Origin of the sequence: Rhodococcus sp. NPDC058505 (assembly GCF_042720095.1) — a bacterium.
Lineage (GTDB): Bacteria > Actinomycetota > Actinomycetes > Mycobacteriales > Mycobacteriaceae > Rhodococcus_G.
Genome location: NZ_JBHXNB010000001.1, coordinates 60307 through 72413, shown reverse-complemented (window position 1 = coordinate 72413; position 12107 = coordinate 60307). Strand labels below are relative to the sequence as shown.

The following is a 12107-nucleotide window of genomic DNA, read 5'->3' as shown; positions in this document are numbered from 1 at the left end:
TCAAGCGTGGCTGCGAACAGCACGGCATCGAGCTGGAATATCGGCCTCCGGGCGCCGCAGTACTGCGGGATCATCGAGCGGGTCATCGGCACGGCCATGTCGATGGTCCACGAGCTGCCGGGCCCCACGTTCTCGAACCCGGTCGAACGCGGCGCCTACGACCCGCAGGCCACAAGCACGGCCGACGCCCCACCGCCGCCACCGGACACCGACCGGGCCCACGACGACGGCGGTTCGTCGGTGGCCCTGTTCGACGACATTGAGGAGTGGTGAGCAGTGGACGAGTCGGGTGATCTGACACATCTGATCGAGGGCGCGCGGGGTATCGCCCGGCTGCCTGCGGCCGAGCGGATCCGGCACATCCGCGCCGACCGGTGGATCGGGTATCCGCGGGCGGTGGACACACTCAATCGCCTCGAATCCTTGCTCCAGATCCGGAGCCGGATGTTTGCACCGACTCGACCGTACCGACGAGTATCTTTCGTAACCTTCTCGTGACCGTGTTGGCGGTGTCGTTCGTCCGGTTTGTCCCTACGTTCCGACCGGAACGTTCTCATTCACAGGTAACTATCAGGAATGAAGGGATGGACCCAGTTTGAAACCCAGATCCACATCTCGCCGGTCGCTCGACCGGACGACGAGACGCCGAGCCGGTGCGCGAGTGTTCGGCACTGTGGCACTCGTGGCAACCCTGGCGATGTCCGGAGGCGGAGTTGTTCTCGCGCAGCCGACCACCACCGCCACCCCGCCCTCGAGCACGACAACACCACCAGCCGCCGCGGCTGCGACTACAACTTCCGCACCGGCCACACAACCCGCGTCGCAGGAATGTGTGGAAGGCACGCCCCAGCAGGGCATCACCACCACAAGCCCGTTGACAACGTCCGCGACGGCGACACCGCCTGCGCCGCTGGTGTGTTCGGAGGGTACACACCAGCAAGCCAGCGCGACCACGTCGTCACCCAGCGCGGCCACGACCTCCACCGCCGCGCCCCGGACGAGTGCCGCGCCGCCAGCGGCACAGGAGAAGTCGGCGGCCCCGGCCACCACGCCATCGGCCGCGGAGCAAGCCCGACCCGGGAACGGTAAGAAGACCCCCTACACCGGTGAAGCGACCGAGAACCCGAACGCCAAGATCACCCCCGGCCAGATGCGGTCGGACCGGGAGGAGATCCCCGAAGGGTTCACCAAGGCGGACGCCGACAAGGCCGAAACGATGGAAGCCGCACTCGTCCAGAAGCAGGCGTCCCCCGGCGTGAGCCTCCTGGTCGCACCCGGCTGCCAGGTGTACTGGCCCGCACCATACGAGGTGTGCGGCGCGATCAAGGACAAGTACAACTCCCTCGGCGGCCCCACCAGCTTCCTACTCCTCCCGACAACCAACGAACTAACCAATCCGGACGGACACGGGAAGAGGACCCAATTCCAGAACGGACCCATCTACTGGTCCGCCGCCACCGGCGCCCACCCGGTCGTCAACCACTTCCACCAGAAGTGGGGAGAGTACGGGTATGAGGGCGGTTGGCTTGGCTACCCCAAGACCGACGAAGTTGTTCTCAACGGTGGTCGGAATCAGGACTTCCAAGGCGCGACCATCTACTGGAGTCCACCTACCGGCGCCCACCCTGTCGGCGGGGCGATCCGCGACAAGTGGGCTCAGACAGGCTGGGAAGGGGGCTTCCTCGGGTACCCAGTCTCAGACGAGATCTGGGTGGGAGCGAACGGTCAGGGCCGCATGAATCGCTTCCAGAATGGCGTCATCTACTGGTCATCGACCACCGGAGCTTATCCCGTAACGGGGGCGATTCTGGAGCAATGGTCTCGGGCGGGATACGAACAGAGTAGCTACGGCTACCCCACAGCGGATCAAGCAAACCCTAGCGGACTGTCACTCGAACAGCAGTTCCAGAACGGGAAGATATATGTGGCGGCGATCAACATCCCAATCGGAAGTACGGGGGCAATGCTATCGCTGGGCATACCGTCAGTCGGCCCCCTGCAGGTGTCAGGAATACCGAACGGCATTGCGGTCAATGGCCCCGGGTTCGAGACAAAGTTCGTGCGCACTTACGCTAATGCGGTCAATGTCGATCTAGTAAGGACCAACGCGCAGGGCCCGACGCAATTCAGCATTCTCGCCGGATTGCCGGGAGGCTACTCACTGCAGTCGAGCAACGGAAATCTTCTTGTCAAGAACTCGGCAGGACAGACTGTGACCGGCATAGGCGGCCCTATGGGCTTTAACAACAGTCAGCAGAACGTGGAGTCGACACTGACCCTCGTCGGGAACCTTCTGACTTTCTCCCAAGCGCCATCATCGACGTTCCCGGTCACGTCGTACTTTAGGGCAATCGGAAGCCCGACCGGCCTCGCGGATTCAAAGAATACCTACGACACGGAAATGTCCGACGCAGAAAGGGCGGCCTGCCGGGACATGCTCTACTGGAACTGCTTCCGAATGCGGAACTCGTACCCTCAGGCGACCAGCCAGTCTGAAGATGATTTTCCCGGGATGGTTACGCTGGACACCAAGCTAGACGCCCATCGTCATTGCATGTGGCTTGCTTACATGGTCGAATCAGGTAGCGAAACCCCCGCGCGCAATATGGCCGAAGCCCACGAAGAGGGCGCCGAGAATCCTGTACTGGCCAAAGCGATGGACCTGTACAACAATGAAACCGGAATTGCAGTCGGACTTCGCAACGAAGGCGATTCTGGGTCAATTCGAGGCGAATGCCTAGGCTACGCTCAACAAGCTCGCTTCGTGACGACTGTGGGAGAGATTGGGGTTAACGTAAATGAGAATGACCTTGTCTACTACAGGCAGTGACACTATTCTCGGGAACGCGGGTCGAACTGTCGGCGCCAGGCGGATTCGAGACACCCCCACTCGTGGGGTGCTCGGGGTATCGCTTTACAGCGACCAGGGGCCGAGCAAGGATCAGGTCCCATGACCCCACCCTCGACAGGCCCGCATCGGTACCCGCGGCAGCTCCTTCTGACGGGTGTGTATGTCGCGACCGGATTGCTGTGTGGAGTTGCGATGTGGCTGTTTTGGGCGGTCACAACCGCCACAATCGGCTTGGAAACGCCATTGCATGTGGTCGAGCTCTTCATCCTCCCGGCTGCCACAGGGGCGATCGTGACCTACTTGCTGCTCCGTCGTGTGCCGAAGCTCCGAGCGCTTGCTTGGTCTGTCCTCCTGGGCGCCGTCGTAGTCGGCCCGCTGCTCGACTTCCTGTTTTTTGCGTTCCTAGCCGGTTCGTATCCCGGAACATCGGCGAGCTAACGCAACCACGACGCGGAACGCTCTGAATCCCTGAAGGAGGTCCCCACGGCGGCGTGGGGACCTCCTTCAGGGTCGGGATGTTGGGGTTGATGGCCGAGTTCGAGTCCGACCTGATCCGTGCCCGCACCCGTGACGCCATCGCCGCCGCTACTGCTGCCGGCAAAATGAAGGGCCGCACGCACAAGCTCACCCGAAGAGCGGGCCTACCTGCTCCAGATGTACGAGACTCGACAGTTCAAGATCGAGACACTCTGCAGGAACACGGGGTTGAAGAGGTCAGCGCTCTACAACAACATCACCCTCGCACGCGCCGAACGAGACGCTCGCGTCAGCGCCGGGGATGACAGGTGGCCGTGCACAGCACTTCTGACAGCTGTGCACTCGACTCCTGAAACTGACAAGCGGGCCCCGTACCGGTAGTCGGTACGGGGCCCGCCGTGGAAGGGACCGGGAGTCACTGCAGCCCTCAGGACTCCGGCACGGTCCGGTGGTTCATCACCCACACGCAACTATAGGCAAGGCTTCCCTAACTGGCAAGGGCGTGGGTGTGCGCGCGTCGACAGAGGGGGCGTCCCGCCCGGGAACGCACCGGGAGGCCCGCGGTCTCGAATGCGTCGAGCAGCGCCTGCCCGCGCCGGTCGGCAACCGACGGGGCGAGGTCGCCGCGCAGCGGAACCATGGTCGCGGCCCCGAGCACCGCCTCGCCGACCAGCGCCCAGAGCAGCGTGCGATCCAGCGGCACGAGCCGGTCGAGGGCGTCGAAGATGGCGGTCAGCGCGGTGCGGCAGCGGCAGGCGGTCCACATCGCGAGGGCGCGTTCGCACGGCAGGGTCACCGCGCCCGGCGTTCCGTCCCACCGGTCGCCGGGCAGCACCCGCAGGGCGGGATCCCAGACGCCCGCCCAGTCGATGCAGCCGTCGCTGTCCATGTGGATCGACAGGTTGTCGAGGCCGGCGTCCCAGGCGCGGCCCTCCATGACGACCAGTGCGGCGACCCGGCCGACGACGGAGTGGATCAGGGCGGATGCGACAGAGATGCCCGCGGCGTCGCGGTCCGGGATGTCCTCGAGCGCGCGGGTGAGCATCCGGTCCAGGCGGTCGCCGCGGATGCCCTCGTCGACGGCCCACCAGCGGCGCTTGGGCTGCTCGACCATCTGCGCGACGGCGTACACCCGCGGGTACTCGGGGTGCAGCGCCCGCAACCGGGTACACGACTCGACGAGGGCGGCGGAGACCGCGGCGGTGCCGCGCGGGGCAACGGCGGCGGGGGTCGGGTCGAGCAAGAGGGTGGTCGGCACTGCTCACTCCTTCGTCATCGAGCACGATCGAACGTAGGTTAGCCTAACCACAAGTCGATCGCCGGGCGGGAGCCGGGGTGCCTGGTTTGGATAGGGTTACGTAACCTGAAGGCCGATCCGACTTCCGTCGACCAGGAGCATGCCGTGACCACCATCCCCGGAGACGTGGACTACGCGATCCGGGAGGTCCCCCGCGGCCCCGCCCCGCGCGGTCGACGCGCACTGGCCACCGCCGTCGACCTCGGCGTCGTCGCCCTGCCGCTGCTCATCGGATGGTTCATCGTCGATTCACTGCGGGACGGCAACGGCGGCGGCCAGATGGACCGCCTGGTGTTCGGCGGCGTCGCCGTCGCCGTCGCCGTCGGGCTGCTCGTGTGGAACCGCGGCACCCGAGAGGGCAGCACCGGCGCTGGCGTCGGCAAGTCGTGGTTCGACCTGATCGCCAGGGACGCCGCCACCGGCCGAGCGCTCGGCGCCCGCCGCGCGCTGCTCCCCCGCTCCGGGGTCGAGGTGGTCCGCCGCGCCACCGCACTCGACGAGGGCTTCGTCCCGATCCGCGCCGACAACTCCCTCGTCGCGATCCGTCGACGCCGCCTGCTCGGGCTCGCCGCGCTCGTGGCCCTGCTCCTCGCGACCGTCGTCGCGAGCATCGCGGTCGGTGCGCGACCGATGGACTTCGGCGAGATCTTCCACGCCCTGTTCCAGGCCACCGGAACCGACACCGACCTCGTCGTCCGCACCCTCCGGGTGCCGCGCACCGCGCTCGCCGTCGCCGTCGGGATCGCGCTCGGCGTCGCGGGCGCCCTGATCCAGGGCCATACTCGCAACCCGCTCGCCGACGCGGGCCTGCTCGGTCTCAATGCGGGCGCCGCCCTGTTCGTGGTGCTGTCGATCTACCTGCTCGGCCTGTCCACCCCCAGCCAGTACCTGTGGTTCGCGTTCGCCGGCTCGCTCACCGCCAGCCTGGTCGTGTTCGGCATCGCGTCGATCGGCGGCAACCGGGCCAGCCCCCTCAACCTCGCCCTCGCGGGCGCCGCCGTCGCGATGTTCCTGCAGGCGATGACGCACACCGTCATCCTGCTCGACCAGACCAGCCTCGACGGCTACCGATTCTGGGTCGTCGGCTCGGTCGCGGGCCGCGGCACCGAGGTGCTGTGGCAGGTGCTGCCGTTCCTGGTGATCGGCGTGCTGATCGCGCTCGCGGGCACACCGGGACTCAACGTCCTCAGCCTCGGCGACGACGTCGCCCGCGGGCTCGGCACCAACGTCGCCCGCAGCCGGGCGATCGGCATCATCGCGATCACCCTCCTCACCGGCGCCGCGACCGCCGCGTGCGGTCCGATCGCGTTCATCGGGCTGGTCGTCCCCCACGTCGCCCGCTTCATCACCGGACCCGACTACCGCTGGCTCGTCCCCTACGCCGGGCTGCTCGGCGCGATCATGATCCTGCTCGCCGACGTGATCGGCCGAGTCGTCGTCCGGCCCGGCGAACTGCAGGTCGGCATCGTGCTGGCGATGTTCGGTGCGCCGTTCTTCATCGCGCTCGTCCGGCGCAGGAAGCTGGTGTCCCTGTGAGCCTCACCGACCGGGCGACCGTCCCCGACACCCGCACCACCCCGACCCCCACCACCGTCCCCGGCCGCCCCGGCTTCCGGGTCGGCGGGGTCTCCCTGGTCCGCCGCACCACGATGGTCGCGATCACGGTCGCGCTGCTGCTTGCCGTGTTCCTGTTGCTGTGCATCAACATCGGCCGCGGCGAGTTCTCCGTCCCGATCCCCACCGTCGCGGAGATCCTGTTCGGCGGCGGGTCGAAGGTCGAACGCTTCATCGTGATGGACCTGCGGCTGCCGCGGGGGCTCACCGCCCTGCTCACCGGCATCGCCCTCGGCATCGCGGGCGCGATCACCCAGTCCATCCTCCGCAACCCCCTCGCCAGCCCCGACATGCTCGGCATCACCGCCGGAGCCAGCGCCGCCGCCGTCACCCTGATCGTCGTCGGCGGCGGCGGCAGCTTCGTCGGCCTGCTCGCCACCCTCGGCCTGCCCCTCGCCGCACTGGCCGGCGGACTCGCCACCGCGGTCGCCATCTCCCTGCTCGCCTGGCGCGGCGGCGTGCAGGGCTACCGGATCGTGCTGATCGGCATCGGCACCAACGCGATGCTCGTCGCACTGATCCAATGGCTGCTCATCTCCGCGGACATCAACGACGTCGCCCGCGCCCAGGTCTGGCTCAACGGCTCACTCAACGGCAGCGACTGGGCGCAGGTGTGGCCCGTCGCGATCGGCGTCGCCATCGTCGGCACCGCGGCGATCGCGTCCTCGTTCACCCTCGGTGCGCTCCGGCTCGGCGACGACACCGCCCGCGCCCTCGGTGTCCGCCTGCAAAGCGGGCAGGGGGTCCTGCTGATCGCCGCGGTCGCCCTCGCCGCCATCTCCACCGCCGCGGTCGGACCGATCGGCTTCGTCGCACTCGCCGCCCCCCAGCTGGCGATGCGCCTACTCCGCACGCCCGGTCCCCCGATCATCGCGTCCGGGCTCCTCGGCGCGGTGCTCGTCCTCGGCGGCGACATCATCGGTCGCACCGTGCTCCCGGTCGAACTCCCCGTCGGCATCGTCACCTCCGCGCTCGGCGGTCCGTTCCTGATCTACCTGCTCATCCGCAACAATCGGAAGGTGTCCGCATGAGCGCCGACGCACCAGCCACGGACAACCCTCGGCGGCTCGCCACGGAGGCCAACGGGCGGCCCGCCGCCGACGCCAACGGGCGGCCCGCCGCCGACAACCACGGGCGGCTCGCCGCCGAAAACCTCGTCGTCGGCTACGGCGACCGCGTCATCATCGACGGCCTCGACCTCGACATCCCCACCGGTCTGGTCACCACGATCATCGGCCCCAACGGCTGCGGGAAGTCCACCCTGCTGCGCACCCTGGGCCGGCTGCTCAAGCCGAAGTCGGGGCGGGTGCTGCTCGACGGCAAGGCGATCTCGTCGATGCGCACCAAGGACGTCGCCCGCACGCTCGGGTTGCTGCCGCAGGCGCCCGTCGCGCCCGAGGGGCTCACCGTCGCCGACCTCGTCTCCCGTGGCCGCCACCCGCACCAGTCGTGGCTGCGCCAATGGTCCTCCGACGACGAGGGGGAGGTCGCGAAGTCGCTGGCGTTGACGGGGGTGTCCGACCTCGCGGACCGCGCCATCGATGAACTGTCCGGCGGTCAGCGGCAGCGGGCGTGGATCTCGATGGCGTTGGCGCAGGGCACCGACATCCTGCTCCTCGACGAGCCGACGACCTACCTCGATCTGGCGCACTCGGTGGAGGTGCTCGACCTCGTCGACCGGCTGCACTCCGAGCTCGGTCGCACCGTCGTGATGGTCCTGCACGACCTCAACCTCGCGATCCGGTACAGCGACCGCCTGGTCGTGATGGCGAAGGGGTCGGTTGTCGCCGCCGGCGCCCCCGGCGAGATCATCACCCCCGACCTGCTGCTCGAGGTCTTCGGTCTCGAGGCAAGGGTGATCGACGACCCCGTCTCGGACCGGCCGCTGATCGTCCCGGTCGGCGCCCGACACGTGTACGGGACCGCGGGCGGACCGGACCCGGCCGCCGCGGGCTGACCGGGCCGGACCCTCAACGGATCCGCAGCATCGTGCGGACCAGGCGCAGGCCCTGCCCAACCGACACGGCCGGCAGGTAGGCGCGGCCGACGGCGTTGCCGATCGCGGGCAGGGCGGCGGGGTCCGCGAACGTCACGTACATCGGGACGTACTCGGGCCGGAACTTCGCCTTGAACGCCAGCAGGGACCGAAACCCGTACACCGGCTCCAGGGTGCGGCCGAGCAGATCGAGCGCACCGTCCGTGACCGCGGCGAACGCGCCCCGCTCCCGCGCCTCCTCGGTGTCCGCGGCGTCGGCCGTTCCGGCACCGGACACCGTCGCCAGCGGGGCGCCGGACAGGCTGACGAACTCGGCGCCCTCCTCCTTCAGGGATAGCGCGGCGGACGCGATCAGAAACTCCATCGCAGGCCGGAACCCGTCGGTGCGCCTGCGCATGAAGTCAAGCGTCCAGCCGACGACGCGGCCGTCGCGGTGGACCGGCATCCACGAGGTGACCCCGTGGACGGTCCGGTCCTCGTCGACGGCGATCAGGCAGCGGACCCGCCGGTCGTCGATCTCGTCGAGGCCCCCGAGGGTGAATCCCATCTCCGGCATGCCCTTGTCAGCGACCCATTCCTCGGAGATGGCGGTGACCTGATCGGTGAGCGCCAGTGGCGCGTCGGGAAAGCTCATCCATTCGGCGTGCACCCCCGCGCGGGTCGCCCGGTTGAGGGCGGTGCGGACGTCCTGGAACTTCTTCCCGGTGAATTCGAGGGTGTCGAGGTGCAGGACGGTCTCCTCGGCGACCTGGATGCCTGCCCACCCGAGGCTGTCGGTGACGGCTCGCAGCTCCGCCGTGACCGAGTAGAAGCAGGGTGTCCACCCATTCTCGGTCGCGAAGTCCGCGAACCCGGTGACATAGCCGGGCAACGAGGTTCGCGGCCCAACCGGATCGCCGGTGGTGAGCGCGACCCCGCCGATCACCCGGTAGGCGACGTAGCCCGCCCCGTCCGGCGCGAACCAGTAGCGGTTGCCGCGCCAGGTGGTCATCCACGACAGCGGGCTCCCGGTCCCGGCCTCGAGCAGTGCACGGGCGCGTTCGACGTCGTCCGGATGCTCGCCGCGGGACGGGGTGAGGAAGGTCGCGGCGACCGCGGCACCCACCCCGACCCAGAACAGCACCCCCGTCCACTCGTAGAGCAGGGTGGTGGCCGGGTCGTCCGGAAGGAACCGCGGATCCAGCCACTGCAGGTACACCGGCGGGACGAGGCGCTGCGGGTAGTCGGCGAGCAGCGACCCGAGGGTGGGGGCGCGGTCGAAGCCGGCGCGCACCAGCATCCCGAGTGCCAGGTAGCACCCGGCGAGCGCGGCGGTCAGGGCCGTCACGCGCAGCCACAGCCGCCGGTACGTACCGCGCGGAGCGGCGACGGTGAAGAACCGGCGGGTGACCAGCAGCACGAGCAAGACCGCAATCGGCGTGAGAAACGGCGCGATCGTGCGGTACACGGTCGGGGTGTCGAGGCCGTAGAACAGCGACTGCTCCGGCACGAACCCGATGTAGCGGATCCCGACGTTCACCAGGGCCAGCGCGACGAGCGCCAGCTGGGCGATGCAGGCGGCGATCCAGGCGAACCGGCGGCCGCGCCGCAACCCGTCGGCGAGCACGAGCAGCAGCAGCGAGGGCATCAGGCTCAGGATCGTCGGCCCGACCCCACCGAGCCGCAGCGCGAGCAGGCCGCGACGGCAGTCCTCGCCCGCACGGTTCTGCAGGCACAGCTCCCGTAGCTCGGCCGGTGTCGGCGCCACCGTCCGGAACAGGTCCCGGAGCACCGCGAGGGGTCCGACGGCGTGCGGGGACAGTGCCGCCAGCACCGGGCCGAGCGCGCCGGCCGCGACGATCAGCGCGACCAGGACGCGTCCCTCCCTGCGGGTGCCCGCGAGGTGCCCGCCGCGGGCGGAGCGGCCGACGACGAGCGAGCCGAGCAGCAGCCCGACGACCGCCGCGGACAGCCGAGTCAGATCGAGCAGGTGCCCGCCGAACAACGCGAGGGTGATCAGCAGCGCCAGCAGCCCGACCCGAAGTCGGCGCCGCCACAGCGTCGTCATCGAGGAGCTGGCCACCATCGCGACGCCGGCGATCCAGGGGGTTGGCCCGACCGCGGTGCCGATGTGCAGCCGGAAGCCCCAGCCCGCGTCGACGCCCCGGACAGCCGCCGCCGCGCCGAGCGCGATCAGCGTGCCGAGGATCTGGGTGGCGGCCGCGGCGGCCGCGAAGCGGGTCGACCCCATCCGATGTTCGATGGGCGCCGCGATCAGCACGATCGCGGCGGTGGCGGCCAGGTGTCCGGCGAGACCGGGCGCCACCAGACCGGAGGTCAGCACCGTCCACAGTCGGCCGTGCTCGAGGGCGGTGATCCCGGTGGCCAGGTGACGGACCGTCTGCCCGCCGGTCGCGGCGCCGACCACCCACATCAGCACCAGCAGCGTGACGCTCACCGGGGCGCCGGACACGCCGGAGCGGGCGAGGTCGGTCAGCCGCGTCGCCTGCCTGCGCGCGGCGTCGATCACGGGGATGTCGCGCACCGGGGTCACGCGGTCAGCCCCATGCGCCGGGCCAGCCAGTCCACGTTGTCGCGCAGCCCGGCGGACCACACCGCGAAGCTGTGGCCGCCGGGCAGTTCGAGCAGGGTCACGTCCATGCCTGCCTTCCGGGCGGTGTCGTACAGGGTGTGCACGCCGGGGGCGTAGTCGTGGTCGTCGCGACCGACGACGAACACGCCCGCGGTGCCCGGGTAGCTGCGGGCGGCCATCAGGTCCATCGGGTTGACGGCGGTGAACGCGGCCGCGTCCCCGCCGAACGCGGCATCGACGGTGCGGTGCCGGTCGCCGAGCGTCGGCTCGAGTTGCCCGGACAGGTCGAGGAACGTCGGATACTTGTCGGGATGGTTGGTGGCCATCTGCAGCGCGCAGGTGCCGCCGTAGGACAGCCCGCCGATCGCCCACACCCGGGGGTCCGGATTCACCTGCAGGTTCGCGGTCACCCAGGCGGGCACGTCGACGGCCAGGTAGGTGGCGACGTTCCCGAGCGGCGAGTCGAGGCACAGCGGGTTCGCCAGGGTGGATCCGGTGCCGTCGGCGACGACCACGACGGGGGCGAGTCCGGCGTGCCCGGCGGCATAGGCGTCCATCGACCGGGCGAGGTCGCCGCCGGCGAACCAGTCACCGGGGCTGCCGGGCTGCCCGGCCAGCAGCACCAGCACCGGGAGCAGCGGACGCGGATCGGCGAAGTAGGCGGGCGGCAGGTAGATCTTCGCGTCCCGCGCCGCGAACCCGGACACGGTGCCGGGAACCGGGACCGTCACGACCCGCCCGCCCGCGGGCAGGTCCGGCGGCGGCGCCCAGCGCGCGTCGAGCGGTATCCCGGAGACCGGGTCGGGCACCGGCGGTGGCACGTCGGCGAACGCGATGGCGTTGGCCGGGGGCAGACCGAGCGCGTCCCGCACCGTCGGGTAGGCGTCGAACACGAGGTTGACCTGCGCCGCGACGGCGGCGACGATCGCCAGCGCCGCGGCGAGCGAGGCGGCGGCGGAAGCGACGCGGCGGTCGGCGACGAGCCGCGCCGCGGCGAGCAGGATGGCCAGCAGCGCGCACCCGACCCAGCCGTACACGGCGGGGTCGACGGGGTCGGGGAACGGTCGCCACCACCGTTCGACCACCACCCACCCGAGCAGGGTCGCCGCGCACGCGGCGGCAACGCAGATCGGAAGGATGCGGCGTCGGTACCGGCGGGTGGGGCGACTGCGGCCCACCAGCAGCCACAGCGCGCCGAGGGCCGCGCACACCGTCACCCCCCACGGCAGCGGCCCCGAGATCAGCGACCGGTCGTACACCCAGTCCATCCGCGTCCTCCCGCTGTCCGCGTTCCCCACCG

General features: G+C 69.8%; 10 protein-coding genes. 7 read left to right on the top strand and 3 right to left on the bottom strand.

Annotation, left to right across the window (positions count from 1 at the left end):
- Positions 1-6: 6 nt before the first annotated feature.
- The 4 genes from ACFWPA_RS00335 (at position 7) to ACFWPA_RS00320 (ending at position 3633) form a co-directional block, all read left to right on the top strand.
- Positions 7-273 (top strand): hypothetical protein, encoded by a 267-nt coding sequence (locus ACFWPA_RS00335; RefSeq protein ID WP_378569369.1) that lies wholly within the window; start codon positions 7-9, stop codon positions 271-273.
- Between the two features lie 3 nt (positions 274-276).
- Positions 277-498: a TniB family NTP-binding protein gene (locus tag ACFWPA_RS00330; protein WP_378569367.1), complete on the top strand. Its 222-nt coding sequence runs from the start codon at positions 277-279 to the stop codon at positions 496-498.
- A 184-nt stretch (positions 499-682) separates the two neighbouring features.
- A complete protein-coding gene (locus ACFWPA_RS00325) occupies positions 683-2830 on the top strand; it encodes a DUF6973 domain-containing protein (RefSeq protein WP_378569365.1) in 2148 nt (715 codons plus the stop codon).
- Between the two features lie 536 nt (positions 2831-3366).
- Complete coding sequence (locus tag ACFWPA_RS00320) at positions 3367-3633, top strand: recombinase family protein (RefSeq protein WP_378569513.1); 267 nt, start codon at positions 3367-3369, stop codon at positions 3631-3633.
- Positions 3634-3815: 182 nt separating this feature from the next.
- Here the strand turns inward: ACFWPA_RS00320 and ACFWPA_RS00315 are convergent, their stop codons facing one another.
- Entirely contained in the window at positions 3816-4586 is a 771-nt protein-coding gene (locus ACFWPA_RS00315) for a hypothetical protein (RefSeq protein WP_378569363.1), read from the bottom strand.
- A gap of 144 nt (positions 4587-4730) precedes the next feature.
- Here ACFWPA_RS00315 and ACFWPA_RS00310 point away from each other — a divergent pair, with 144 nt between their 5' ends.
- Genes ACFWPA_RS00310 through ACFWPA_RS00300 form a run of 3 tightly spaced genes read left to right on the top strand, consistent with a single transcriptional unit; the run spans position 4731 to position 8196 of the window.
- Positions 4731-6161, top strand: coding sequence for a FecCD family ABC transporter permease (locus ACFWPA_RS00310; protein ID WP_378507213.1), 1431 nt, complete (start codon positions 4731-4733; stop codon positions 6159-6161).
- Positions 6158-7270 (top strand): FecCD family ABC transporter permease, encoded by a 1113-nt coding sequence (locus tag ACFWPA_RS00305; protein ID WP_378507214.1) that lies wholly within the window; start codon positions 6158-6160, stop codon positions 7268-7270. The genes ACFWPA_RS00310 and ACFWPA_RS00305 overlap by 4 nt, the downstream gene beginning before the upstream one ends.
- Complete coding sequence (locus ACFWPA_RS00300; RefSeq protein WP_378569361.1) at positions 7267-8196, top strand: ABC transporter ATP-binding protein; 930 nt, start codon at positions 7267-7269, stop codon at positions 8194-8196. Before ACFWPA_RS00305 ends, ACFWPA_RS00300 begins: the two co-directional genes overlap by 4 nt.
- Positions 8197-8209: 13 nt before the next feature.
- Here ACFWPA_RS00300 and ACFWPA_RS00295 read toward each other — a convergent pair whose 3' ends face one another.
- Both ACFWPA_RS00295 and ACFWPA_RS00290 read right to left on the bottom strand, forming a co-directional pair.
- Positions 8210-10768 (bottom strand): bifunctional lysylphosphatidylglycerol flippase/synthetase MprF, encoded by a 2559-nt coding sequence (locus ACFWPA_RS00295; RefSeq protein WP_378569359.1) that lies wholly within the window; start codon positions 10766-10768, stop codon positions 8210-8212.
- A complete protein-coding gene (locus tag ACFWPA_RS00290; RefSeq protein ID WP_378569357.1) occupies positions 10765-12075 on the bottom strand; it encodes an alpha/beta hydrolase in 1311 nt (436 codons plus the stop codon). Before ACFWPA_RS00290 ends, ACFWPA_RS00295 begins: the two co-directional genes overlap by 4 nt.
- Positions 12076-12107 lie beyond the last annotated feature (32 nt).

What these genes read in the sequence shown, in the direction of transcription:
- ACFWPA_RS00320 (WP_378569513.1), top strand. Translation starts at nt 3,367, where the DNA reads ATGTTGGGGTTGATGGCCGAGTTCGAGTCCGACCTGATCCGTGCCCGC.
- ACFWPA_RS00300 (WP_378569361.1), top strand. Translation starts at nt 7,267, where the DNA reads ATGAGCGCCGACGCACCAGCCACGGACAACCCTCGGCGGCTCGCCACG.
- ACFWPA_RS00290 (WP_378569357.1), bottom strand. Translation starts at nt 12,075, where the DNA reads ATGGACTGGGTGTACGACCGGTCGCTGATCTCGGGGCCGCTGCCGTGG.